At 45.5% G+C, this 26,307-nt stretch carries 24 protein-coding genes; 9 read left to right on the top strand and 15 right to left on the bottom strand.

Annotation, left to right across the window (positions count from 1 at the left end; all coding sequences use genetic code 11):
• Positions 1-3: 3 nt before the first annotated feature.
• Positions 4-477: an acyl-CoA thioesterase gene (locus ABQ275_RS09925; protein ID WP_349318137.1), complete on the bottom strand. Its 474-nt coding sequence runs from the start codon at positions 475-477 to the stop codon at positions 4-6.
• Between the two features lie 125 nt (positions 478-602).
• Positions 603-3,092, bottom strand: coding sequence for a TonB-dependent receptor domain-containing protein (locus ABQ275_RS09920; RefSeq protein ID WP_349318136.1), 2,490 nt, complete (start codon positions 3,090-3,092; stop codon positions 603-605).
• Positions 3,093-3,450: 358 nt separating this feature from the next.
• Here ABQ275_RS09920 and ABQ275_RS09915 point away from each other — a divergent pair, with 358 nt between their 5' ends.
• Positions 3,451-4,224, top strand: a complete 774-nt coding sequence (locus ABQ275_RS09915) for a DUF695 domain-containing protein (RefSeq protein WP_349318135.1) — start codon at positions 3,451-3,453, stop codon at positions 4,222-4,224.
• A 107-nt stretch (positions 4,225-4,331) separates the two neighbouring features.
• Here the strand turns inward: ABQ275_RS09915 and ABQ275_RS09910 are convergent, their stop codons facing one another.
• The gene (locus tag ABQ275_RS09910; protein WP_349318134.1) at positions 4,332-4,493 is read right to left on the bottom strand and encodes a DUF1328 domain-containing protein; all 162 of its coding nucleotides are present in this window, start codon (positions 4,491-4,493) and stop codon (positions 4,332-4,334) included.
• A gap of 163 nt (positions 4,494-4,656) precedes the next feature.
• On the opposite strand from ABQ275_RS09910, the gene ABQ275_RS09905 reads away from it, so the two are divergent.
• The gene (locus ABQ275_RS09905) at positions 4,657-6,570 is read left to right on the top strand and encodes a hypothetical protein (RefSeq protein ID WP_349318133.1); all 1,914 of its coding nucleotides are present in this window, start codon (positions 4,657-4,659) and stop codon (positions 6,568-6,570) included.
• Positions 6,571-6,653: 83 nt separating this feature from the next.
• Here ABQ275_RS09905 and ABQ275_RS09900 read toward each other — a convergent pair whose 3' ends face one another.
• The 4 genes from ABQ275_RS09900 to ABQ275_RS09885 are packed head-to-tail and all read right to left on the bottom strand — an operon-like array spanning position 6,654 to position 11,384.
• Positions 6,654-7,202 (bottom strand): putative glycolipid-binding domain-containing protein, encoded by a 549-nt coding sequence (locus ABQ275_RS09900; protein WP_349318132.1) that lies wholly within the window; start codon positions 7,200-7,202, stop codon positions 6,654-6,656.
• 3 nt (positions 7,203-7,205) lie between these two features.
• Positions 7,206-9,479: an FdhF/YdeP family oxidoreductase gene (locus ABQ275_RS09895; RefSeq protein ID WP_349318131.1), complete on the bottom strand. Its 2,274-nt coding sequence runs from the start codon at positions 9,477-9,479 to the stop codon at positions 7,206-7,208.
• 58 nt (positions 9,480-9,537) lie between these two features.
• Positions 9,538-10,365 carry a formate dehydrogenase accessory sulfurtransferase FdhD gene (gene fdhD, locus ABQ275_RS09890; protein ID WP_349318130.1) on the bottom strand — a complete coding sequence of 276 codons (828 nt, stop codon included), beginning with the start codon at positions 10,363-10,365 and terminating at the stop codon, positions 9,538-9,540.
• An 8-nt stretch (positions 10,366-10,373) separates the two neighbouring features.
• On the bottom strand, positions 10,374-11,384 hold the full coding sequence (locus ABQ275_RS09885; protein WP_349318129.1) for an NADP-dependent oxidoreductase: 1,011 nt from the start codon (positions 11,382-11,384) through the stop codon (positions 10,374-10,376).
• Between the two features lie 164 nt (positions 11,385-11,548).
• Between ABQ275_RS09885 and ABQ275_RS09880 the strand changes: the two genes are divergently transcribed.
• On the top strand, positions 11,549-12,403 hold the full coding sequence (locus ABQ275_RS09880) for a neutral zinc metallopeptidase (protein ID WP_349318128.1): 855 nt from the start codon (positions 11,549-11,551) through the stop codon (positions 12,401-12,403).
• Positions 12,404-12,555: 152 nt separating this feature from the next.
• Here ABQ275_RS09880 and pncB read toward each other — a convergent pair whose 3' ends face one another.
• Positions 12,556-13,725 (bottom strand): nicotinate phosphoribosyltransferase, encoded by a 1,170-nt coding sequence (pncB, locus tag ABQ275_RS09875; RefSeq protein WP_349318127.1) that lies wholly within the window; start codon positions 13,723-13,725, stop codon positions 12,556-12,558.
• A 62-nt stretch (positions 13,726-13,787) separates the two neighbouring features.
• On the opposite strand from pncB, the gene ABQ275_RS09870 reads away from it, so the two are divergent.
• Positions 13,788-14,183 carry a GRAM domain-containing protein gene (locus tag ABQ275_RS09870; RefSeq protein WP_349318126.1) on the top strand — a complete coding sequence of 132 codons (396 nt, stop codon included), beginning with the start codon at positions 13,788-13,790 and terminating at the stop codon, positions 14,181-14,183.
• Between the two features lies 1 nt (position 14,184).
• Here the strand turns inward: ABQ275_RS09870 and ABQ275_RS09865 are convergent, their stop codons facing one another.
• Positions 14,185-15,015: an ion transporter gene (locus ABQ275_RS09865; RefSeq protein WP_349318125.1), complete on the bottom strand. Its 831-nt coding sequence runs from the start codon at positions 15,013-15,015 to the stop codon at positions 14,185-14,187.
• Positions 15,016-15,112: 97 nt separating this feature from the next.
• On the opposite strand from ABQ275_RS09865, the gene ABQ275_RS09860 reads away from it, so the two are divergent.
• Positions 15,113-15,559 (top strand): DinB family protein, encoded by a 447-nt coding sequence (locus ABQ275_RS09860; RefSeq protein WP_349318124.1) that lies wholly within the window; start codon positions 15,113-15,115, stop codon positions 15,557-15,559.
• Positions 15,560-15,566: 7 nt separating this feature from the next.
• Positions 15,567-16,217, top strand: coding sequence for a phosphatase PAP2 family protein (locus ABQ275_RS09855; RefSeq protein ID WP_349318123.1), 651 nt, complete (start codon positions 15,567-15,569; stop codon positions 16,215-16,217).
• On the opposite strand, the gene ABQ275_RS09850 is transcribed toward ABQ275_RS09855, so the two are convergent.
• The 5 genes from ABQ275_RS09850 to ABQ275_RS09830 form a co-directional block, all read right to left on the bottom strand.
• Positions 16,206-16,748 (bottom strand): hypothetical protein, encoded by a 543-nt coding sequence (locus tag ABQ275_RS09850; protein ID WP_349318122.1) that lies wholly within the window; start codon positions 16,746-16,748, stop codon positions 16,206-16,208. The genes ABQ275_RS09855 and ABQ275_RS09850 overlap by 12 nt on opposite strands.
• 368 nt (positions 16,749-17,116) lie before the next feature.
• Positions 17,117-17,923 (bottom strand): phosphatase PAP2 family protein, encoded by an 807-nt coding sequence (locus ABQ275_RS09845; protein ID WP_349318121.1) that lies wholly within the window; start codon positions 17,921-17,923, stop codon positions 17,117-17,119.
• A gap of 53 nt (positions 17,924-17,976) precedes the next feature.
• Positions 17,977-18,492, bottom strand: coding sequence for an FUSC family protein (locus ABQ275_RS09840; RefSeq protein WP_349318120.1), 516 nt, complete (start codon positions 18,490-18,492; stop codon positions 17,977-17,979).
• 13 nt (positions 18,493-18,505) lie between these two features.
• A complete protein-coding gene (locus ABQ275_RS09835) occupies positions 18,506-20,041 on the bottom strand; it encodes a S10 family serine carboxypeptidase-like protein (RefSeq protein ID WP_349318119.1) in 1,536 nt (511 codons plus the stop codon).
• Between the two features lie 93 nt (positions 20,042-20,134).
• Positions 20,135-20,923: an AraC family transcriptional regulator gene (locus tag ABQ275_RS09830; RefSeq protein WP_349318118.1), complete on the bottom strand. Its 789-nt coding sequence runs from the start codon at positions 20,921-20,923 to the stop codon at positions 20,135-20,137.
• Between the two features lie 86 nt (positions 20,924-21,009).
• On the opposite strand from ABQ275_RS09830, the gene ABQ275_RS09825 reads away from it, so the two are divergent.
• The 3 genes from ABQ275_RS09825 to ABQ275_RS09815 are packed head-to-tail and all read left to right on the top strand — an operon-like array spanning position 21,010 to position 25,019.
• Positions 21,010-22,344, top strand: a complete 1,335-nt coding sequence (locus ABQ275_RS09825; protein ID WP_349318117.1) for a TolC family protein — start codon at positions 21,010-21,012, stop codon at positions 22,342-22,344.
• A 3-nt stretch (positions 22,345-22,347) separates the two neighbouring features.
• Positions 22,348-23,421 carry an HlyD family secretion protein gene (locus ABQ275_RS09820; RefSeq protein WP_349318116.1) on the top strand — a complete coding sequence of 358 codons (1,074 nt, stop codon included), beginning with the start codon at positions 22,348-22,350 and terminating at the stop codon, positions 23,419-23,421.
• Entirely contained in the window at positions 23,418-25,019 is a 1,602-nt protein-coding gene (locus ABQ275_RS09815) for an MFS transporter (RefSeq protein ID WP_349318115.1), read from the top strand. The genes ABQ275_RS09820 and ABQ275_RS09815 overlap by 4 nt, the downstream gene beginning before the upstream one ends.
• Positions 25,020-25,038: 19 nt before the next feature.
• Here ABQ275_RS09815 and ABQ275_RS09810 read toward each other — a convergent pair whose 3' ends face one another.
• A complete protein-coding gene (locus ABQ275_RS09810; RefSeq protein WP_349318114.1) occupies positions 25,039-26,118 on the bottom strand; it encodes an L-dopachrome tautomerase-related protein in 1,080 nt (359 codons plus the stop codon).
• Positions 26,119-26,307 lie beyond the last annotated feature (189 nt).

Below are 26,307 nucleotides of genomic sequence, written 5' to 3'. Positions count from 1 at the left end.
CCGTCACATATATGGTTTCATCTCTTCGTCAATATCTTTTCTTAAATCCATCAGCTTCCGGGCATAGCTTTCCATGCTGATTTCATTGGCCGTTTGGGGCGTCCATTTGGGTACCGGTACCGTTTTCCCGTTATCATCTACGGCGGCAAAAACCATGACGCAGTGAGTGGTCTTTTGTTTTTGTTGTTGCCGGGGATTGCCTGCCCATACATCAATAGAGATGTGCATGCTGGTATTTCCGGTATAAATGATAGAGGCATTGATCTCTACCAGGTCGCCAATGGAAATGGGCTTGAAGAAGCGGATCCCGCCCACATATACTGTAACCGCATATTGTCCGCTCCAGTTGGCCGCACAGGTGTAACCGGCAGAGTCAATCCATTTCATAACGGAACCTCCATGTACTTTGCCCCCGAAATTAATATCTGAAGGTTCTGCCAGGAAACGAAGTGTGATAGTATGATAGATAGAATCCATGAAGAGATAATTAGCCGTTACGAATTTATGCGAATTTATTATTAAAATGATGTAGGCTACATTAAAAGTAAAAACCCGTCTGGTATCATACCAAACGGGTTTTTACTTTTATTTTTTATTGGTTATTAATAATTATCTCCTCCTCCCATTTCTCCACCGCTATCATTACCGGATTTGTTGCTCTTGCGTTTGAAGAGGTTGGAGTCCAGTTTACCGAAGCGCCATACAGCGTTGAGGCGCACTTCGCGGGTGAGGCGTTTGCGGTAATTTTCCTGTTCGGAAAAATCGGTCGTCGTATAACTGAGGTTACGGTCTGTATTGAAAATATCATTGATGCCGAGAGAAATAGATAATGTCTTTTTCAGCAGGTCTTTTTTAATGCCTGCATCTACTGCCCATTTAGGCTCTCTTTCTCCCTGTGGCAATATCTGTTTGGATTCGTACTGACCCGATACCTGTAAGGTCAGGTCCCAGGGGAGCCTGGTGTTACTGTTCAGTTTACCGAACCATACAAAGCCCTGGTTAGAGAGGTTATCGCCCTTACTGCTCGCCTTGATCTTTGTTTGCGCCATGTTCACGTTGGTAGTCACGTCCCATATTTTGGTCAGCTGACTTCTTACGGTGAATTCGGCACCGTAGGAATTACGGGTGTCAGCATTGATAGGGTATGAGAGTAACACCCGCTGCGTTTGTCCGTTCAGGTTAAGGGTGGTATCTACATAAAAATCAGTAATGGCATTATTGGTATTACGATAGTACAGGGATACCAGTACATTATGTTTCTGTGCAAAATCCTTCAGGTAAGACAGCTCAAAGGAATTGGTGAATTCCGGCTTCAGGTCCGGGTTACCACGGTTGGCACTCTGTCCGCTGTACTCGATAGTAGGCAGCAGGTCTCTGAACCACGGGCGACGGATACGACGGCTGTAGTTCAATTGCAGCTCATGATCTCCCTTTAATTTCTGTGATAAAAATATACTGGGGAAAAGACTGATGGGATAATTGATCTTATACGAATCTTTTTGTCCCAGTTTTGTTTCTCCGCTATAGTAAGATTGTTCTGCTCTCAACCCAACCTGGTAGCCGAAGTTGTCTTTAGCGCCGGTATAGCTTACATATCCTGCGTTGATCTGCTCCTGGTAATGGTAGTTGTTGGAGAGCGCCGTATCCAGTTTATATTCACCGCTGGCGTAGTCTTGTCCGAAAGTATTGGTATAGTTATCAAACTTGCGGGTATTGCTGCGCAGTCCCATTTCTATTTTAGATTTTTCGGTGAGCGGGTTTACATAATCTATCTGGCCAGTGAGATAGTTCGTTTTCCCTTCACCAGTGCCATAGCGTTTTTCCGGCGTTTTGGGCGCATCAATAGCGTTGCCCTTCAGGTCGAAGTAGTTCAGTGAATACTCGGAACTGTTATCTCCCGTAGCACGGCTATAGGTAAGGTCGGCAGTTAGTTCATGGCCTTCTTTGGCGAAAGTATGTTTGTATCCAACCTGGGTGCTGTAATTCCTGAAACCGTTTCTCGTATTGTCGATACCGGTACCGTAGCGTACTTTCTCCTGGTTGACATCCATTTCGTTCAGTGTCTGATCGTTGTACCTGTTAAAGTTCCCACCGGTAATTGATTGCGAAATGGTGAGGGTGTTACGGTTGTCGAGGAACAGGTCAAAGCCCGCGCGTCCTGTCTGGAACTTGCGGTAAAAGTCGCCACTTTGTAATTGTTCGAGGTAAGTGGTGGTGTCTGCCCCGATGTTTTTCCGGAACAGGCGGTTGTTCATCGGAGAAATACGGTTACGGATATCATAATTGATGAAGAAGTTGAACTTTTCCTGGCGCAGGTTGAAATTCACACCGGCATTGGTACTTCCCTGGGTAGTAACACCGGCGCTGATTAGCCCGTGAATACCTGCCCGCTTGTTCTTCTTCAGTACAATATTGAGGATCCCGCTCATCCCTTCCGCATCATATTTAGCAGATGGGTTGGTAACCACTTCGATGGTGGCAATAGCATCTGCCGGGATCTGATCGAGGGTGAGGGTAGAGGGGCGGCCATCAATAAAGATGGTAGGTGCGCCATTGCGTACCGTAACGTTTCCATCAATGTCCACGTTTACGGAAGGTACCTGTTTCAGTACATCGGTGGCAGTTCCGCCGAGGCTGGCCAGGTTTTTATCTACGTTAAACACACGTTTATCAATAGCCATAGTAAAGGCTGGTTTTTCACCTACCACATCTACGGTTGCCAGTGATTTTACATTTGCTTTGAGCTTGATATTACCAACATCCAATGAGCTTGTTTTGCCTGTTAACGGAGCTGGTTTATAAAAAGTTTCATATCCGATAAAATTTATTTTAAGGAGATATTTACCATGTGCAACACTTTCGAAATTAAAGTCTCCGTTTGGCTTGGATAACATCCCGGTCAGAACGGATGAATCAGCACGTAACAGTGCCACAGAAGCGTATTCTACAGGTTTCCCTGTTTGTGCATCCAGTAATTTTCCGTAAATGGTACCCGTATTGGCAGCAGCGCCTTTTCCTCCCTGCTGTTGTGCCATTGCGGCGAGGTGAAATAATAGCATCCATCCAGTCAATAACAATACAATTTTTCTCATAATTTCATTTACTAGCGTCCAACAATTTATAGCACTGCAAAATTACTTTTAATGCATGAGGAATAACAGTTTTTTGGGATGAAAGGTGTGATGTAACCCTTGATAGTACCATGTTTCATCTACAGAATTGAACAGGATTGTTGCTGATGGCTGTTTTAGAAAAGACTGTTGTTTTAATACCCCAACTGTTAATTAGTGTTAATCACGTTGTGTAACGGCTCGCCTTGCAGTGTTGACAAGAAAATCATACGTTAAATTTTGGGGATAAAAAAACGTGGATAATAAGTTTATGATTTCAATGATAACGTATAGCTACGTATCTTTACAGCCAGCTGTTGCGTTATTTTAATTTTTTTATATGCATAAGGATTACCGACCGGACTGGGATATTTACACGTGTCACATTGAAGAAAGTCCAGCAGTAATAGGCCTTGACCTTGATCTGAGACGATTCGCACCATTAAAGGAAAAGCCGAATGCCATATATATCACAGTATACCTGAATCATCCACGGGAAGACGGGTTTCCGCAAAACGATGAGTTTGCCACTATGGGCGAAATAGAGGACAGCCTCGTAGAACAGCTACAGTCAAGGCTGAACGCGCATTTCGTAGGTCGTACTTTTTCAAACGGTGTACGTGATTTTTATTTTTATACAGGCACTACATTACTGCACGATAAATTCATTGCTGATGCCATGATCAATTTTCCGGATTACCGGTATGATTACGGTGTGAAAGAAGATAATAACTGGGAATTGTATTTCGATTACCTTTTTCCTGATGTATACGAATTTCAACGGATACAAAACAGGAAGGTATTACGCATGCTTCGTCAACATGGCGATCTCCCGGAAAGAGAACGCCCGATTGAACACTGGATACATTTCCGTACGGAAGAAGATAAAACAACTTATTGGGAACACATCAAAGAAAACGGCTTCACTATCGCCCACGATGTGGCAGCGGACAACCCGGAGTTTCCCTATAAATTATGTATCTCCCGGGCTGACAAAGCCACAGAGTCCCTCATAGACAGTGTAGTCATGAGCCTATGGGAACTCGCCCAGCAATTAAATGCGGAGTACGATGGTTGGGAAACAAGCATCGTCAAAAACCAGGACCAGGATTAAACGGAGAATAAGGATTTACAGGATGGGTGCAGGAGAATAATGCGAATATCTTCGCTCACATCTCCAGTACCCATCCTGTAAATCCTTATTCTCCGTTTAATCCTGGTCTATTTTTTCAGTATCCCTGCCAGTAAGGAAATGGCAAACAATACCAGGAAGATAAAGAACAGAATTTTTGCAATAGACGCCGCACCTGCCGCGATTCCACCGAAACCGAATACCGCCGCAATAATGGCTACTATAAAGAATATCAGTGCCCAACGTAACATAGTGTGAGGTTTTAAGATGAATGATAGAGAAGTTACAATTTTTTCAGAATCCCGCCAAAAGGAACGCAATTATCATTCCTGACCCATACACAATAACCGGAATTGAGGCAATCCCGTTTTTTTTCAATATAATTGTTATCAGCGGATAACCTTGAGGAGAGATTTGAAAATATTAACTACTATAACTGTTGTTTGCTGGCTGATTTGCCGGTCGCTTAGTGTGTTTGCCCATACAGCAGGGGAACAGCATGATCCTGTAGCGGATACTATTCCCAAAAAAGGTAGCCGGTTTATGAAAAGAGTCAACGATTACCGGGATTCTTTGCGGAACAGGGACTACCGGGATTCTTTTATAAAACGTATTACCCGGCAGGATGTAAAGGAGCCAACCAATGACAATGATAGCGTAATCATTAAAAGTGAGGCATATTTTACTCCCTTTGTGGGGAAAGTGATCAGGAATATCTACTATAGAAAAGTAAAGGTATTTGGACCCAGTAATATCAACGATACTACTTTTACCACCAGCATGAAACTCATTCATCTGGCTAACCGGATGCACTTCGATTCGAGGCAATGGGTGATCCGGCAATCCCTGTTTTTCCGGGAGAACCAGCGCCTGGACCCCTTTGAAATGGCGGATAATGAACGTTACCTGCGTAACCGTCCCTTCTTGCAGGATGCGCGTTTATACGTGATGAATGCAGATCCGGCCTCCGATTCCATAGATGTGGAAGTGGTGACGAAAGATGTGTTTGAATATGGCGCCGATCTTTCGCAATTCAGTGCCACAGATATTAAAGCCCGGGTATCCAATAACGATCTGCTGGGAGCAGGACAGGGCCTACAGGTGGGCTTTCAGTGGCGTACAGATTATACGCCTACCTGGAATACAGAAGTACGGTATACAAAATACAATCTGCTGGGCTCTTTCGTAGACGTGAGCATGGGATACACAACGCTCAACAACTACGCTCCCCTTGATACCAATGTATACGAAGGAACCGTCTTTATCAACTTCAACCGTCCGTTGTACAGAAATGCCGCCAAGCTCGTAGGCGGCCTCTCCATCGCCAACAGCTGGTCTATTAATATCCGCGGCGCGGAGCCGCAGGAAGAGGATAGCCTTTACCGCGACTACCGCTATTTAGTGGTAGACGGATGGATAGGTTATAACTTTATCAATAACTACAAACATGATGGCACCATTGGCCGCAAGCCCAATTTTGCGGTACTGGCCAGACACTACAACCTGTCGTTTCAGCGAACGCCGGAACAGCTCCGGTTCAAAGAAGACCCGGTATACAATGCCCACCGCTATTACCTGCTGGAATTACAGGCCTACCGGCTGGATTATTTCAAGGCGCATTACTTTTTCGGCTTCGGCAGAACAGAGGATATTCCGCTGGGATACAATATCAGCGCCACTACCGGCTGGGAAAGCTGGAAAGACCGGCGAAGATTGTACTCCGGCATGGAAGTGCAGAAGTTCTGGACTACCCGGAACCAGGGGCTTTTTAATACAACCGTTGGCGTTAGTACGTTCTGGCTCCGGAGAGCAGTAGAAGATGCCGTTATGCATGCCCGCCTCGAATACTACAGCAGGCTCATTACTTTTAAGAAGGCGCGCTTCCGCCAGTTTTTAAATATCGACTATCTCAATAATCCCAACAGCTTTTTCTATAAACCACTAAACATCAACATGGAATATGGGATCTGGGGATTCCGTGATACAAAGCTCAATGGGTATCAGCGGTTAAATATGGGATCAGAAACAGTGTATTACAGCCCCTTGAAAGTACTGGGTTTCAAATTCAATTTCTTTACTTCCCTGCAAGCCTCTATGATCACTGCCAAAAGTGATGATCTTTTGCAAAACCCGCTATACCTCGGTTTGGGCGGTGGTTTCAGGATACGCAATGAAAACCTTGCATTGAATACGATCAAGGTTTCCGGCTACTATTACCCCAATGCACCGGCGCCCATGAAAAAGTTGATGCTGGAAATTACTACCATCGTGGATTTCAGGTTTGATATTTCTGCACTGAGAGCGCCTAGCTTTTTGAGCTTCAGATAAAACGTACCATTTTCGAATTTTTTGATTTTTTTACCCGAAATCAAAAAATTCAAAAATCGAAAATAGTATATGGGTTTTTAAATTTAGCATATCCTGCTAAAGATCTCCGGATAGTCTTTCATAATACCATGTTTATCCATCGGTAGTTCCGCCTGGAAGCCTGTACTTGTATTTTCATAGAGATACAAGCCGCTTGGCAACAGCGTATAGTGTTGTTGTACTTTCTGCAATTCAAATTCAGGTAGCTGGATATACAGCATATCCAGTGCTTTTCGCTCTCCGGTTTCAAATTGTAACCTGCGTATGGGTAAAGTGTTGGTGAAGGGAGTGAGGGAGATGTCGATGTCTATACAGTCATCAAAGGCATCTACATGGTTGCCTTCCTTATCAAACCAGTGGCCGTTCAGATCAGAAGTGAGCTTCAATGCGGCGGGCTGCGGCCCTTCCAGCTGAATTAAAAAGGAGGATACTTTCCACTCGGGTGTGATCTCAATCTCATAGCGGATGCAAAAGGGCTGTTCGCGCAGGTAGCCGTTGATATTACCAGTTGCCAGTTTGTGATGATCTTTATCCTGTAACGTGAAATATTCGGTCGCCGGCCACTTCAGGGCCTGCCATATGATTGGCTCCATGCACTATTTTTTTACGGTGGATGATTTTATTTTGATGATCACCAGTTTTGATGTAGGGGTATTGCTTTTATCGGCCACGCTATTTACAGGTACCAGCACATTGGTTTCAGGAAAATAGGTGGCGGTACATTTTTCCGGTATGGGGAAAGCTACGATAATAAAGCCACGTGCCACGCGCTCCGTTTGTCCGTAATAGTTATACAGGTCTACCAGGTCACCGGGCTGGAAGCCGGCAGCCGTAATGTCTCCGGGGTGCATGAAGATCACGCGGCGCTCATTATATACGCCCCTGTAGCGGTCATCCAATCCGTAAATGGTGGTATTAAACTGGTCGTGACTGCGCACCGTCATCATCATGTATTCATCTGGCTGCAATGGCGTTGTGAGGACATCCGCTACATGGAAATGCGCTTTTCCGCTGTTGGTATCAAACTGTCCTTCGCGGGTACAGTTGGGCAGATAGAAACCACCCGGATGACGGACACGTTTGTTGTAAGCGTCAAAGCCGGGTATCACCTTTTCAATATCGTTGCGGATATGATCATAGTGCTGCGCGTATTGTTCCCATGGCGTGCGGGAGCCACTGCCGAGCAACACAAGGGCCAGTTCACAGATGATCACGGGTTCACTCTTCAGTTGATCGGACACCGGATGCAGGTTGCCTTTTGACATCTGAACAACCCCCATAGAGTTTTCACAGGTTACAAATTGTACTTCTCCCTGTTGCACATCTTTATCGCTGCGGCCAAAGCAGGGGAGGATCAGTGCTTCCTTTCCGTGTACAATATGGCTCCTGTTTAATTTCGTAGATACGTGTACGGTAAGGTCGCAGTTGCGCAGCGCCTGCGCGGTGTATTCCGTATCCGGCGTAGCGGAGAGGAAGTTGCCGCCCATTGCCATAAACACTTTGGCATCGCCACGGTACATAGCAAGGATCGCCTTCACCACATCATAACCATGTTCCTGTGGTGGAGTAAAACCGTATACTTCCTGTAGTTTATTTAACAACGATGCCGACGGTTGTTCATAGATCCCCATCGTTCTGTCACCTTGCACATTACTGTGTCCACGAACAGGACAGGTACCGGCGCCGGGCTTACCGATACTGCCTTTCAGCAGCAGGAGGTTCACCACTTCGCGGATGGTATCCACGGCATTTTTATGTTGTGTAAGTCCCATAGCCCAGCAGGCAATGATCTTCTTTTTATGGAGGAGGGCATTGGCTGCCTCCTGGATCATTTCCAGCGGCACACCGGCATCAGCGGCCAGTTGAGGGAGCTGATGCTGCCGGAGATGTTGGATGTAAGCAGCATAGTCCAGGGTATGGGTGGCGATGAAATCCTGATCGAATACTGTTCCGGGATTTTTTTCTTCTTCCTGTAAAAGCAACAGGGCAATGGCTTTCAGCAATGCCATGTCGCCATTGATCTTTACCTGTAGAAAAATATCGGTGAGCTTTGTTTGTATATTAAGTACGCCTTTCACCGTTTGCGGGTTCAGGAAATTAAGCAGCCCCGTTTCCGGTAGCGGGTTTACAGCGATGATAGTAGCGCCGTTGGCCTTGGCTCTCTGCAAAGCACTAAGCATCCGGGGATGATTGGTACCGGGATTTTGTCCGAGGATAATGATGACTTCTGCTTCATACATATCTTCCAGGGTAACAGAGCCTTTGCCGATCCCCAATGCTTCACCAAGGGCTACACCACTGGATTCGTGACACATATTGGAGCAATCCGGCAGGTTGTTGGTACCATATTCCCGCACCAGGAGCTGGTATAAAAAAGCAGCTTCATTACTGGTTCTGCCGGAAGTATAAAATACTGCTTCATTGGGCGATTTTAATTTACGGAGATGACCGGCAATTTTTTCATAAGCGGCTTCCCAGGACACTGGGGTATAGTGCGTGGCGCCAGCAGCCAGGAACATGGGTTGTGCTACCCGTCCTTTTTTGCCTATTTCATAATCGGTGAGTAATGCCAGTTCCGCAATGCTATGTTGTGCAAAAAAATCTGGTGTCAGTTTTTTGGTGGTGGCCTCTTCTGCAACGGCTTTTGCGCCGTTCTCACAATATTCCGCAATAGATGAACGCTCATCATCCGGATCAGGCCAGGCACAACCCGGACAGTCAAATCCATCTTTCTGATTAAGTTTTAGCAAAGCCTGCATGCCGCGGAAGGCATTCATTTCCTGCAGGATATGCCGCATACTGGACACAACTGCCGGAAACCCAGCCGCTACTGTCTTGGGTTTGCTGAGTTTAAGCCCAGTAAATCTCACTGGATTTTCTGCACCATCCATATTATTCCCCATTTAAATAATCAAATAATCAAATGAATTACAAAGTAATTCTTTCTGCTGCTGTATAAATATTAAAACGTTGCTCACGTAAGAAGCCTACCAATGTAATATTCCATGCTGCCGCTGTTTTTACCGCCATGCTGGAAGGAGCGCCTACGGCTGCTATTATTGGAATGCCAGCCATAGCTGCTTTCTGTATCAACTCAAACCCTGCACGACCACTTAACAAAAGGAGGGTGGATTGTAATGGCATCATTTGTTGTGCCATCGCTGCACCGATCAGTTTATCCACTGCATTATGGCGACCAATATCTTCCCGTAAAATTAACAGCTTACCTGTAAGATCAAAGAGGGCAGCGGCATGTAAACCGCCGGTAGTGTCAAATACCGGTTGCTCGCCACGGAGTATTCCGGGCAGCTGGTATAACAGGCTGGCAGGAAAAGAAACAGGATGGGAGCTGCTAACGTTAACGCCTGTATGAATACCTGAAAGCTCTGTTTTGCCGCAAACACCACATGAAGCGGTAGATTGGAAATTCCGGCTGGTATTACCCAACTCAGGAAGAATGTTTTCTTTTAACGCCACGGTAGCAATACTGCCATCCGGGGTGGAGGATAAGGTGATATTTGCAATGGCATCGTATTGCCCGATAATACCTTCGGTAAATAAAAAGCCGGCGGCCAGTTCTTCATCCTGACCGGGCGTACGCATGGTCACTGAAATATTCTGTTGCCGGCGGTTGTGCGACGGACCATGTATCAATCTTATTTCCAATGGTTCTTCCGCAGCCAGCACATCATGTGTATCTATGATGCCGGTTGTTTCCACTTTTTTTATATGGGCATGTACCACAGCGTTTGTCATACCTAAAATTACACTTTCACAATCATCTTACCACTGTTTCTACCGGAAAATAATCCCAGTAAGGCATCGGGGAGTTGATCGAAACCTTCTTCTATGGTCTCATTGTATTTCAATTTACCGGATTTAACCAGTTCCACCAGGTATTTAATGCCTTCGGGAAAACGGCTGGCATAGTTACCTACAATAAAGCCCTGCATTAAAAGGCTGTATGTAACCATTTTCGGCTGTACACGCGGACCTATAGGCACCTCCGTGCTATTGTAAAGGGATATTTGTCCGCATAAAGGCACCCGGCCAAAGAAGTTCATCTGCTGGATCACTGCGTCGGATATTTCTCCCCCGACATTATCAAAATAGATGTCCACCCCGTTAGGGCAGGCGGCTGCTATGGCGCCAGACATATTCCGGTTGCCTTTGTAATCAACGGCGGCATCGAAGTCGAAAATATCTGTCAGCAGCTTTACTTTTTCGGCACCACCGGCAATCCCCACTACGCGGCACCCTGCGATTTTTGCGAGCTGTCCTACTACGATACCAACGGCGCCGGCAGCGCCTGAAATCACCACCGTTTCACCTGGCTTGGGCTTGCCGATATCCATCAAACCGAAATAGGCGGTAAGCCCCGGCATGCCCAGAATGCCCAGGTAATAGCTGGGAGGTACGCTGCTGTCTACCTTGCGGAGACTCCCCGCGGGAAAGATGCTGGCAGTAGCCCAGGGGAGAAAAGGCCGGGTATTGGTACTCATCACAAGGTCGCCGGGCTTGAACTGATCGGCTTTACTTTCCACTACTTCCCCCACGCCACCACTTTCTATCGGTTCATTCACCTGGAAAGGGGGAATGTAGGATTTGGCATCGTTCATACGCCCCCGCATATAAGGGTCTACAGACAAATAAATTGGTTTAACCAGTACTTCTCCAGTATTCAGTGCGGGTAACGTTGCCGTTGTTGTCTTGAAGTTATCCAGGGTAGGCAATCCTTTCGGACGGGAGGCGAGCAGAATCTGTTTTATCTTCATAATAATTGTTTTCTGTTGAATGGGAAACGAACCATACTACTACTCATTAACGGGTAAAAAAATCTTTTGTTTAACAAATGGATGGAATCATTGAAATGAGCAGAATTATCGGGTAATATTGTAATTTGCGGCTAACGAATTTATTCACTAAACCTACCACAATTATGCGTCTGGATGATGAAAGAATGAGCGATAACGTCGAAAAGAGATCTGGCGGCGGTATGCGCAAACTCGGTATCGGCGGCGGTATTGGCGGCATTATTATTATAGTGCTGGCCTTATTTTTGAAACAGGACCCCGCACAACTCATGCAGGCCGTACAACAGGTCCAGGGGCCTGGTGGTGAGGAGCAATCAGAACAGCTTACTGCCACAAACGCCAGCGCCATCGAAAAGTTTTCTTCCAAAGTGCTGGCCAGTACAGAAGATGTATGGGATCAGCAGTTCAGGAGCATGAACATGACCTATGAAAAACCAAAGATGGTGTTATTTACAGATGGCACTACCTCCGGTTGTGGTTCCGCAGAATCTGCAATGGGTCCTTTTTATTGTCCGGCAGACAACAAAGTATACCTGGATGTTGCTTTTTTTGATGAACTGGAGCAACGTTTCGGGGTAAAAGGCGAGTTTGCCAAAGCCTATGTAATTGCGCATGAGGTAGGACATCATGTACAAAATCTGTTGGGTATCAGCAGGAAAGTGCAGGCAATGCGTTCCCGGTTAAGTGAAAAAGAATACAATAAACTTTCTGTAAAACTCGAACTACAGGCCGATTTCCTGGCCGGGTTCTGGGCCAACCACGCCGATAAAATGCGCAACATCCTGGTAGCAGGTGATATTGAATCCGGTTTGAACGCCGCCAGCGCCGTAGGCGATGATAAGCTCCAGCAAGCCGGTACCGGCCACGTAGTACCGGATGCATTTACCCATGGTACCTCCGAACAGCGGATGTACTGGTTCAAGAAAGGATATGATTCCGGTGACCTGTCGCAGGGAGACACAGGACTTGGACTGAAATAAAATGGATTTACGGATTTATTGATTTACGAATTTTGGGGATTTAAAATGCAGCGAAGATTGTCTGACTTCCGGGGATTAAAACCTCGGGGTACCAATATATCTTCACTACATTTTAAATCCCCAAAATTCGTAAATCAATAAATTCATAAATCTCAAAATATCTCCAGCATTTCTTTTGCCAGTTCTATCATTTTTTCATCACCGGTATATTTTCCTTTTTCATCTGATAGCTTTACTACGGGTGTCCAGCGGGGAGCATCTTCCGGACGGGCTTCATACATTTTTACAACAATATTCAGGGCCGTTAATCCTACATCATTGGTGAAGTTAGTGCCCACACCGAAAGACATACCGATCTTACCACGGCAATGTGCAGCGATGGCAGCCACTTTTTCATAATCCAGTCCGTCGGAGAAAATAATTGTTTTTGTGAGCGGATCTACTCCTTTTTCTTTGTAATGGGCGATGGTGCTGTCGGCAAACAATAACGGATCGCCGCTATCGTGCCGCACCCCATCAAATAGTTTGGCGAATTTTTTATCAAACTGTTCAAAGAAAACAGGGGTGGTGTAGGTATCCGATAAAGCGATCCCCAGGTCGCCGCGATATACCTGTACCCAATGTTCCAGTCCCAGCATATTGGCCATTTTAAAACCGTATTTGGCACTGTGGAACATAAACCATTCATGGGCATGTGTGCCTACGGGCTTCACCCCGTTGCGCATAGCCAGGTGTACATTGCTGCTGCCAATAAAACAGCTTTCGCCATACTGCCGGAGTGTTTGTACCACCAACCGGTGCACCGCCAGTGAATGCCGGCGTCGTGTACCGAAATCTGCAATGGTGATCCCCAGTTCTTTATAATGCTCAATTTTCTCCCGGGTAATACGGATCACTTCTTCATCAGGCACCCGTTGCTGGCCTGTCTGCTCGTAATACAATTCGCAGATGAGCGACATCAGGGGAACCTCCCACAGGATAGTACGATACCAGTAGCCATCCACATGTACTTCCACCTCTTCTCCATGTTGTGCAATATGTATTTCATCAGGGTTGTAACGATAGCCCTGCAGGAAATCCAGGTAGGTAGGGTCGAGATAGGGACAGGTAACAGCAAGGAATTCTTTTTCTTCAGGGGTGAGCCGGAGGTGTTGCATATTATTTACCGCCTCCCGTAAAACAGCCGCAAAACCCGGTGGGAATGCATGTTTACCCCGATTAATAAACTTATAACGGGCACGCGCCTCCGGAAACAATTTTATCACGCAGTGTTGCATGGTAAATTTGTAAAAATCATTATCGAGGATAGATGTTAAAATCATAGCAGGCTGTTTTGTCTAACAATAATACCATATTTTTGCGCACGAATCATATCAATACATGTATGCAAACCATCAAAGTTAAATTCCCACTTAACCCGGAAGAAACCGTATTATACAAATCCAGTGCTACTTATATGAAGAACAAGTGGCAGGGCCAGCAAGGCGCCATGTACATCACCAGTGAACGTATTGTATTTGAAGCAAAGCCCATGTTGATGTTCCTGTTATTTGGCGTTATTGGCTGGCTGTTGGCCAGGAGTAAAAAAGCCAAAGAATTTGCATTGACAGACATTACTAATTTTTCCCGCGGAAAACAAGGTTTCAATAAGAAAATAGCCGTGTTTGAACTGCTGGATGGTACAACAGCCCGTTTCGCGCTGCATAGCAAATTTGAACCTTTCGATGTGGCTTATCAGAAAGCCATGCTGGATGTACAACCTCTTTTCAGCGTTAAATAATTTATAATTTACTCCCACAATATTTGCAATAGTCCGCATTTGCATCGTGCCCTTCGCGCATGCAATGCGGACAAATGCGCTGATCTACGTCTTCCTCATTTCTTAATCTGCTCATTTCTACAGTAACAATACCGGTGGGTACTGCAATGATAGCATACCCCATGATCATAATAAGTGCTGAAAATGCTTGTCCTATAGGCGTTACAGGTGCAATATCTCCATAGCCTACTGTTGTTAATGTTACCACTGCCCAGTATACACTAACGGGGATACTGGTGAAGCCGGAATTATAATCCGATTCAATCACGTACATGATGGAACCTAATACAACAGTGAGTAAAAGAATGAAGAAAAGAAATACCATTATTTTCCGTTTGCTATGCTCCAGGGCGAGGGCCAGCTGCTTGCTTTCATTCAGGAAAGGAACGAGTTTAAAGATCCTGAAGATCCGCATCAGCCGCAGGATGCGGATGGTAAGCAGGAAATGGGCGCCGCCAAAGAAAAATTCTACATAAGTAGGTAAAATACATAGAAGGTCTATCAGTCCGTAGAAGCTGCCCACGTATGCTTTGGGGCGATAACTGCACCATACCCGGAAAATATATTCAATGGTAAAGATGATTGTAAAGACCCATTCCAGGACCCTGAAAAGATGATCATATTTTACTTTGAAGCCTGTTACGCTCTCCATCATCACAATGGCAACGCTGATGAGAATAACGATCAGTAAAATAATGTCAAACACTTTACCGGCAGGCGTATCAGCCTCAAATATAATACTATGCCATCGCTGCTGGAAAGGGCTAAGCTCTCTTTGTGTACGGGTATTCATCCTGTTAGATTATATGCATTAAAAACAAAGCACGGTTAGGAATGTTTAGGGTGAAGGTACGCGCTAAAAACTTCGCAGGTTTTCCTATCTTTAGGTTATGTTGGTAAATATACTGATCAATTTGTTTGAACGCGATCTGAGCAAACTGGAAGAAGAGATCGCTGCGTATGACTCAGAAGAAGCACTGTGGCGTGTTCCGACTGGTATCAAAAACTCCGCCGGCACGCTGACCCTGCATCTTTGCGGCAACCTGCAACACTTTATAGGTGCTGTACTTGGACAAACGGGTTATGTGCGTAACAGGGAGTTGGAATTCAGTGCCAGGAATATTCCAAAGGAGGAGCTGCTGCTCCAGATAGGCGCTACCCGTCGTATAGTGCTCACCGTTATACTTGCATTAAGCCCGGAAGATCTCGAAAAAATTTATACAGAACGGGTGCTTGCAGGAGAGCTGACAACTACCGGTCATTTCCTGGTACACTTGCTTGCCCATTTAGGTTATCACCTGGGACAAATTAATTATCATCGCCGGTTAACCCAGTAGTATCTGCATGGAGCATCGTTCTTTTCTGCAACAATTCAGGCAGGTATATCAGCAGCTGAAATGGCTGATATGGCCGTTTACCGTAGTATTGACGGCTATCCTCATAACCCGTTATCTATACACGCGGGAGGAGGTGTATTTCTATATCAATAGTCTGCATACCGCATGGGGAGATCTGTTATTTCCTTACATCACGGAATTGGGTAGCGTTGGGGCTTGTATCGTATTGTCGGTGTTATTGTTTGTTATCAACAAGCGTATGGGATTTGTGCTGGCAACAGCATATTGTTTCACGGCAGTCATCAACTTCACTCTGAAGTTTTTAGTAGCTTTTCCCCGTCCGCACCGTTATTTTGAGCAACGCCTGCACGATATTTATTTTATACCGGGGGTAGCCGTCCTGGATAATTTCCGGAGTTTCCCTTCGGGTCATAGTGTATGTGCTTTTACCGCAGCCACCATATTATCTTACTATACTAAAAATAAATACTGGTCAGTACTGTACCTGTTGCTGGCCATGCTGGTAGCTTACTCGCGCATGTACCTGAGTCAGCACTTCCTGGAAGATGTAACCGCCGGTGCAACGGTGGGTATCATACTTACCATGACCTGGCTAAGTTATATTGCAGGAAAAGGATACGGCGCATCAAGACCATAATTCCTGCTGTTCATCTTCTCTGTTTGCTTGTTGCTCCATTTCTGCGAGCAGGGCAGGGTGATAATGTTTTAAGATCTGGCAATACAGTTCCGGTGAAAGAGGACATAACATCATCTTGTCTGTATACCATTTAGGGGTAGGTATATACCTTGCCCACAACACTTCGTAGCCGATAAATATCTGACGTTTACCATCCGTTACATTGTCTGAATGCCCCAACCGGCGCTCTTCCCCGGGAGCGAGGCTTTCTATGAGTCTAGCCTGCCGGGTAGTGCCCATCGTTGTTTTAATGATCTGTATAATGGCCAGGGTCATAAAGCGATGGTCGGATGTATTCTTTACAGAGCGCATATACTTTGATACCGTAAATGCGCTGTTGTCAACGCCCGTAATTTTAGCTGCCGCTATAGCATCTTCTCCCGGAATAGGTTTGTACCTGTTTTCTTTTAAGGAGGCTTCACGGATGGTCCGTATTCTGAAAATGATATACCAGGAAATAAAAGCAATAAAGATGATCAATGGAATGTACATAAGGGGTAAGTATTGGATAACTGTTACTTTGATGGGATTAAAAATAAGAAGCGTAAACAGGAGTTCTGTGAATCAGATGTTAAAAATTTGTGCATTATGAAGCTGCAATTATTAGGCATAAAGCAAGCTCATCGGTGGAATAACCGGCTAACAGGGGCGTAGTGCAATAATTCCGGCATGAATGAAATCCGGCTGGTGGTTATCAATTATATTATCGGGGAACAGTTAAATGCTAAAGTGGCGTAGGTTATAAACACCTTTTTAAATAGATAAGCAAATTTGCGGTTTTCCTGTCAGATATTTTGTGATTTAATTGTTAATGTAGAAAAAATGGGTAAGAAAATCAGCTGCCGGAGGAAGGTGGCTGATCATTTCTGTAAGAGCACAATACTAAGGCCGGCACTGTGCCATTGGGCATCATAATACGGCAGGAGTACAGTCGCCATTTTGGTATGTTGGTCTTTAAACAGTGTTTGCCGGATCCAGGGATATACCCAGTAAGCCGCTTTGGTGCTTAGTATTCCAAAACCAGCGCCAGCTACCACATCACTGAGCCAGTGCTTGTTATTATACATGCGCAAGGCGCCGGTAGCAGCGGCAGCGGCGTAACCGCCCACGCCATACCACGGCGATACATCTTTGTATTCCTGTCGCAGGAACTCCGCGGACGCAAAGGCGGTGGCGGTATGCCCCGAAGGAAAGGAGAGATCATCACTGCCATCAGGACGAACTTCATGCGTAAGGTGTTTCACCCCTTCAACAGAACCTGCTGTCAGCAATGCAGAGATTCCCAGGATAATAGTGCGGTCACGAAAATTATGCTTCCCGTGTACACCGGAAGCGTTCAGTATATATACTGCGGCCACGGGTGAGTATTGGAGGTAATTATCTATATGCGTCCTGAAGTTGGGATGATCCTCTTTTAATTCAGCCCCGGTTGTGTGGTTCAGGTCTCTCAGTGAATGATTGTTCAGCGCCAGAAACCCGTATCCCACCATCGCTGCAGGGATAATAATCCCGGTGAGAGAGCTGTGGAATGCGGGAGTACTGCTGACTGGCGGGGGGACAGAATCTACAGGGATGGTAAAGGAAGTGGCCTGCACTTGTGCATTTACATTACCGGAGCCGATAAGGGCGTCCAGGGCCAATCCTGCGAATAAAATCGTCTTTTTCATGCATCACTCCTTGAATTTTCAAAAATAAGGAGCGATTCTGTATCAATTCTGTATTATTCACCCCCGCGATCTGTTTTGGATAAGATGTATTCCGCCGTATGCTGGGTATACCTGTTGTGAAAAAGGAATGTGATCAGGAGTCCCAACAAGCATCCTGCCAATACAGAGATAACACGTCCTACTGCAGTATCCCACAAGTGCTGACCAGCTTCATGTGTCATTACAATAATGGTGGCGGCAAGCGCAGTGCGGGTAGCGGCTTCCAGGCTCAATATATTACACAGGATCACCGTGATAAACACGGCTATACACATCATCAGCAGCATATTGGGATGTACGAGCAGCAGGAGGAAGCCGGCGGCGGCGCCTACTATATTTGCCTTGATTCGTGTAACCGCCAACGTTACTGCATCCGAACCATCCGGCGAAAGTACCAGCATCACGGAAATCAATACCCAGATCACATCCTGGTAATCCAGTAACCAGGAAAGTAAAAACACGATCAGTACACCGCTCACACATTTGGCAGCATAGATCAGGAGTCGCTTCAGTCTTTCTTTATTGATCATGTAGCAATGATTACTAATATTTTGCTGCTTTGCCTGCCTTAGGCAGGGAGTTGCGGATAAATGTCCGTATATCTTCATTGCCGGTGGCCAGATCATCTTTGCGCAGGTACATCATATGTCCGCTGCGATAGCCTTTCCAGGACAACCGGTCCTTTAATTTTCCGCCAGGGTCCATTTGCCACATGCTGTATTTTGCATTGAAATAATCACAGGCGCCATCATAGTAACCCGATTGAATCATTACATGGAGGTAAGGATTGGCAGCCATAGCCTGGCGTAAGTTTTCGCCGGTATTATCATCGCTGCGATCCCATGGATGTACGGGGCCAAACATCATATATTTCAGGTCTGTTTTGAATTGCAGCTCTTCCCGCAGGTAGATATTAATGGCGGGTGTAAATGCATGCAGCCAGGAAGTAAGTTCTGCATTGTAATCGGGGTTGTCGCCCGCATCTTCTTTATCCTGGCCCAGGTAGCGGGAATCCAGCCGCCCGATGGTAAAGCCTTTATCTCTCAGTAGTTCTTTCCAGAAGAAACCGGGGGGCACATCGAGGTTGTGCTGCAGGATCACTTTCTCCGATAAACCGGAGTAGCGGGCCATTTTGGCGGCCATATCCTTTCGCTTCTGCTCATCCAGGAAACCGCCCTGGCTGATAGCCGGGATCAGTTCATTGATCGTAAATTGTTCTACTTCGGGTAATAATGCGGTGAGATCTTTTTGCTGTAAATCACTTGACAGGGCTTTGTGGTACCAGGCAGCGGCAGCAAAATAGGGGAGCCTCAAAGCTGCGTCCACCGGGCCATTGCGGGAAATACCCAACTCAGTAGGGGATACCAGTATCACGCCATTGAAGTACATCCATTGTGCATTTTGCAGCTCCAGCGCAAGACCGGATACCCGGGTAGTACCATAGCTTTCGCCGATGAGATATTTGGGAGATGCCCACCGGTTATGACGCGATACGAAAGTGCTGATCCATTCTGCCAGGTATTTGATATCTGCATTCACACCAAAGAATTTTTCACGGGGCACGTCTTTGTCGGCTAACCGTGAAAAGCCGGTATTAGCGGGATCTATATAAAGGATATCGGCGATATCCAGGATTGACTGGGAATTTTCGTGCAGGCCATAGGGTTGTACCGGGTATCCCTCATCGTCAATGTTTAGCAGGCGGGGCCCGGTGTAAGCAATCTGCATCCATACGGAAGGTGTGCCCGGTCCGCCATTGAAGGAGATCACCAAAGGCCGGGAACTGCGGTCTTTTATATCTGTCCGCTCATAATAGGTGTAGAAGAGGCCGGCTATCACTTTGCCATCCTGGTCCCAGACAGGCTGGGTGCCGGCAATAGTTTTGTAGGGTACTTTCTGTCCTTTTATGGTTACCTCATGCGTGCTGGTGACCGTGGTGTCCGGAGACAGACTTATTGCAGCATTGTGCTGGGTATCTGCCTTTTCAGGAGGAGCGGGTTTGTTTTTTTGTTGTGCCTGCAATGGCTGCAAGCCTATGGAGCAGGCTAATAAAAGCGGTAGCAGCACTTGTTTTCTCATGGCATTCATATAATAGATCCTGGTTTAGATGGTTGTAATTAAAATGCTGTTATATCCCGGTTATATATTCAAGATGTCAAAATAGGAAAACATTTATTGAAAATCCGATGGTCGTTTACCCACCAGTTTATAAAACGTATTGCTGAAAGCGGAAACACTGTTGTAGCCGGTATCCCAGGCTATTTCACTGATAGTTTTATCTGTTTCCAGCAGGTAGCCCATGGCCCTGATCATCCGCGCCAGCTTCAGGTACTGGAAAAAGGAGATGTCCATGGTGGAGCGGAACAGGCGTATGAGTGTACGTTCGCTGTAGTTAAATTCCTGTCCCACGCTTTCGAGTGTAAGTGACTCCGCCAGGTTTTCCTGGATAAATTTCAGTACGGGTTTGAGCCTGGTATTTTCTGTAGTGGGTAAAGTTATTGGCAACGGTTGTTCGCTGATATCCGGCAGGATATTCTTGATCGCTTTTACAAACCGGTAGCCTTTGGTGCCAGGTAATACATTCCCGTCCCATTTGCTTGTGTAGAGGATCATTTCCAGCAGGAGATTATTCACCGGGTAGATCCCCGTCCTGGTATAGAATGGGTCTGACGTATCATCTTCATCAGTAAAAAAATAAATCGTCCGTACATAATTCGCAGGATAACGATGCTGGAAGTAATGTTCTACACCCGGTGGTACCCACATGTAATGTCTTGCGGGCAGGAAATAGGTTTTATCCCGGGTATACAAAAAAGCAGCGCCCCCTTCAACATAGGTGAGTTGTCCTTTGTTATGTTTATGAAATGGGAAGTGATGTTCCGTTTTCCAATGCCATATGTAGGCGGATTCCGGAATTTCATCCACACTCTCCAGGATCAATGCTGGTTTAAAAGCTGTCATTTGGCCGGATCTAACAATTTAATGGCAATTTATAGAAAATTATTTAACCGGGATAGATGGAACTTTGCATCTTCATCAGATTAAATATGTCTTCAATAAGTAATAAGTGGCTTGCAGGAGTTTTGCTGATTGCACTATTCAACTGTAAACCGGCTACTGGTCAACCCCCTGAACACGATACCCTCACATTATCCGAAGTTTGGAAAAAGGCAGCCATCTACAACAAAATGTTGCAGATGGAATATTTGCGCGTACAGGGAATGCAGGAAAAAGTAAAAACAGCAAAAGACGAACGGTTACCCGAAATAAAGGCGGATGGCGTATATGCACGGGTATCTAACCTGGCTATTTATGAAGATGGCCTGTTAAAAGCCCCTTCGCAATTTCCTGTAGTACACGGGTACTATAAAGTAGGAGCAGACGCCTATCTCAATGTATATAACGGGGGAAAAACATCCCGCGAAATAATAACCCGGCAAACAGAAAGTGACCTGGCAAAAGAACAACAAAATCTATCTGCCTCAGAGATCCGCTATAAGGCAGCGTCCTATTACCTGGATATCTACCGGTACCGGACGTACGAAAAAGTAATGTTGCAGGATATTTCAGAAAGAGAAAAAGAACTGGAAGAGATCAGGGAGTTATTTAAAAACGGCGTGGTACTCAAAAGTGATATACTCCGCGCAGAGCTCAAATTGTCCAAACAACGAATGACCTTACTGGAAATCAGGAATGGCATTAAGATCGCTAACCAACGGCTGAATATTATGATTGGTCAGCCTGACAGTACTTACAACTTCATCGCATCGGATAGCCTGGCATTGTCATCCATACGTGAACGAACCTACGAAAATTATCTCGCAGATGCTTACGAACACGCTTTTGCATTTAAAATTTCAGAGAAAGAAACCACCCTGAGTGAGCTAAAACTGAAGGATGTAAAGTCCGCCGTGCTGCCTAAAGTAGGGCTTTATGCCGAATACGCATACGCCTATCCGCAGATCCTGTTTTATCCGTATGCTATCAGTCTATACGGCCTCGGACAAGTAGGCGTGAAAGCTGGTGTACCTATCTCTGCTTTTTATCAGAACCGGCACCGGAAACAGGAAGCCACCATCAACCTGCAGCGGCAGGAGATAGAACATGCCGATACCAAAGACAAGGTACGCCAGGATGTAAACGAAGCGTATATACGTTATACAGAGGCGCTCACCCGGATCCAGGTAGCAAATGATAACATCATACAAGCCAAAGAAAATTTCCGCATCGTTAATAATACTTACTTCAATCAGCTGTCGCTGCTGACCGATCTGCTGGACGCAGAAACACAATTGCTGCAATCCAGGTTTGATCTTACCACTGCACAAGTAACCGCTCAATTACTTTACTATCAATTATTGAAAGCAACAGGCAACCTTTAATATATGAACAACGCAAACACCAACACTACATCAAACAAAACTGACAGATTTATTTCACGGATCACAACCATCGTTGCTTCCATTGTAGTGGTATGCCTTGCCATCTGGGGAGTGAAAACACTGATTTATCAATGGAGAAACGAAGAAACAAATGACGCACAGATAGATGAATATATAAACCCGGTGGTAGCGAAGGTTACAGGCTATGTGGAAGAGATCCGTTATGAAGAAAACCAGGAAGTAAAAAAAGGAGATACGCTTGTTATAATAGATAACAGCGAGTACGCAGCACAACAGCAGGAAGCCGAAGCAGCCTTGTTAAATGCCCGCGCACAGGTAGCCGTAGTATCCAGCAGTGTGAATAGTTCCAGTCAGGCTGCCAAAGTGTATGAGTCGCAGATAGCAGCCGCCAAAGCAAGACTAAAGAACCAGGAACAGGAATATGACCGTTATAAGAAGTTATATGACGTGGAATCCGCTACCAGGCAACAACTGGACCGTGTAGAAGCAGCACTGGAAGTTGCCCGCTCAGATTATAACACTGCACTTGGCGCTTACCAGGCATCGTTGGCAAAGATCAATGATGCCAAGGTACAGCAAAGTACGCTGGATGCAGAAATCAAGAGGAGGGAAGCCGTTGTGACCAATAAAGACCTCACGGTTTCTTATACCGTAATCACTGCACCTTACAACGGAAAGATGGGTCGTCGTACGATTCAGCCCAAACAGTTGGTACAAGCGGGTCAGACACTGGCCTATATTGTTGACTGGGAATCGGGTAAGTGGGTAGTTGCCAACTTCAAGGAAACACAGATCCGGCATATGTTTGTAGGCGAAACAGCCAGGATAATAGTAGATGCCTTTCCTGGACAACACTTTACCGGGAAAATAGAATCACTGTCGGCCGCCACAGGCTCCAGGTTTTCCCTGCTACCACCGGATAATGCCACCGGTAACTTCGTAAAAATAGCGCAAAGGATTCCCGTACGTATACGACTAAACGGAACGCCGGAAACACTGAAGATGTTATCCGCAGGTATGAGTGTAAATGTATCTGTATCTAAAGCGCACAAATGATGATGGATAAAGGAAATCCTATATTCAGATCATGGGTACCGGAATGGCTCATCAGGCTCACCATTTTCCTGGTGCTGATTCCAACTGTGATGCTGTTTGCATTGTCAACCGCCAATGTGAATGCTGCCACCGGGTTCTATGGTGCGGAACCAGCAGATATGCAGTTCTCCATGCTTATTTTTTATGCATCGATTGTGAGTTTTACACCCCTGGAAAGGCGTTTCTTCAGCCGCATCTCTACCAAAGAATATTTCCTGTTATGCCTGGTATTCCAGGTACTGGTTACCTGGTGTTGTTATCATACAAGAGTTTTGCCCATATTATTTATGTGTCGCTTTTTACAGGGATTATTTAACTGTGGGATCACCAGCATTTGTTTGACCTTACTTTTCGGGAGATTACAATCGGAGCATGCGCGTGAAACCGGTTATGCTATTTTTTACGGCATGATCTTGTGCTCATCTTCCATTACATCACTTGTAGCAGCACCGGTGATAGATAACTTCGAGTATAATGTGCTGTACAAGCTGATGATCTATACTTTTATACCAGGAGCTATACTGTTGTTGTTACTGATGAACAAAGTACACCTGGTTCGTAAAACACCCTTGTATCAACTGGACTGGAGCAGCTACTTTTTATACTGCCCGATGCTCGTTCTGTTGGGATATGTATTGATCTACGGACAGCAGTATTACTGGTTACAGGACAACACTATCATATGGTCATTGATGACGGTTGTATTGCTCGCCATTTTTTTTGTATTAAGACAGGTAACGAGAAAACGTCCTTTTATTCACCTGGAAGTATTTAAGTCAAAAGCGTTTGGCTTTGGCTTGTTACTCCTGGGAGGTCTTTACCTGATCAGGGGATCGTTTAGTATAACTACCAGCTACTTTTCCACGGTACTGGGCATGGATCCTATCAATCTTTATGAGCTGCTGCTATATAATATCCTCGGTATTGCGACGGGGGCGGTTATATCTGCACGGCTGGTGATTAAAAAAAGGCCGTTGCAGTTTATCTGGCTGGCGGGCTTCTTCCTGTTATTGGTTTTTCATACCACTATGTTCTTCCTGTTCACTACAGAGGCAGATATGCGCACCTTTATCTTTCCATTGATCATACAGGGATTGGGAGCAGGGATGGTGATGACGCCGATCATCCTGTTTATTATTTCTTCCGTGCCTGATGCTATCAGTCAATCAGCTTCGGCAGTGGGTGTATTTATAAGGTATACTTTTTTTGGTCTGAGTACGGCGCTCATGAATTTCTTCTTTCTGTATTATTCAAAGATCCATGCCATGCGGCTCAGTGATCGTATTTCCCGCGCGGACAACGGGTTACAGGAGCGTCTGAATACTTACCAGGCCGCCTTACAGGCAAGGGGAATGATGCCGGATCAGGCGGCAAAGCTGGCCACAGGGCTATTGGATAAAGCCATTCAGAAACAAGCCTTCCTTAAATATGCGATGGATTATTACCAGCTGATGGGCATCCTTATTATGGTGATGATGCTGCTGATCATTATGGCGCCGTTTATTAACCGCACCAGTATTAATGTGAAAGCCAAACAACCGGCTGCGGCAACGTTCTAGCATTCAAATAAATCAGAAATTATTCCTTCGGCAGTTTTACTTTATAAACCCGGTAGGGATATTCAACCATATCCACACCATTATTAAAGTTGGGTCCACGATGTATCTGGGCACAACTGACATATAAATATCCATCATTACCGATGCCGAAAGAGTCCGGCCAAAGAAGCCTGCTATCCTGCACCAATATGTTTACTTTCCCTTCAGGCGTTACATACTGAATAGCATGGTTAGGAGAGTTACTCAGGTAAATATTTCCCTTATCATCTGCAACCATTCCATGACAGATACCAGTGACCGCCACCATTTCTACTTTAGCGGACAAGTCGGCTGCGTTGAGCGTTTCATCCGCCAGGAAGCGGGTTTCGATGCGGTATAATTTATTTTGATTGATAGCCCGGAAGTAAAAATATTTATTGTCTTTGGTGAGTGCCACACCGTTTACATTAGATACAAAGGGCATACCGTTGGCGTCTTCCACATCTTTTCCATCGAGGTGTAATTTCAGGCCGGGAGTGGCCAAAGTAGAAACGTCGTCCTGTAATACAACGCGGCTTTTAGCCGTTGTCAGATCCAGTACCACGATGGCATGCTGACCAGGATCAGAAAGATAGGCCAGCTTTTTATCATTGTCAACGCACACATCATTCAAGGCACTTTTTTCTTTAGGGAGATCGTCGAATGTATAGATCCTTTTTATTTTATTGTCTGACAGATCAATCTGAAGCAGTTTAAATTTCCCTTGCCTGGAATCCAGTACCCATAAGCAGTTCCGGTCATCTGCATACAAGTCCTGCACACTTACAAAATGTTTGTCCGGTGCATCAGGCACAAATTTATTCCAGGCTGCATTCGGAAAGGGAATACGTTTGCCGCGTACAATTTCCGTCAGTCCGTACAAAAAAGGTTCCTTGTGCGGAAAAGAAACAAACAACCTGTTAGACGATGGCGCAACAGCTACACCAATAGGTTGATTTTTTCCAAAGGCGGCCACCTCAATCAAACCTTCAGACGGGGAGTTGTTTTGTTGCGCGGTGGCTATCGATGTGACGCCGATAAAAACGATCGACAGCCAGATGTTTTTAGGGATCGTGTTCATAGTGAGTGGAATGTATCCCTAAGTTAATCAAATTGGAGGAACCATTGTGGTGGAAGTGGCTCAGTTGATTTTGCACAGCGGAAAGTATAATAGGAGAACGGTAGAGACTTTTATACAATCTTTTATGGCCTTAATCTATTTAACATAATATAAATTATAAGAAAAATAGAACGATACAAAATACATGTA

It is taken from the genome of Chitinophaga sp. MM2321, from assembly GCF_964033635.1.
Taxonomy (GTDB): Bacteria; Bacteroidota; Bacteroidia; order Chitinophagales; family Chitinophagaceae; genus Chitinophaga.
This window is presented reverse-complemented; position numbering and strand designations above follow the sequence as displayed.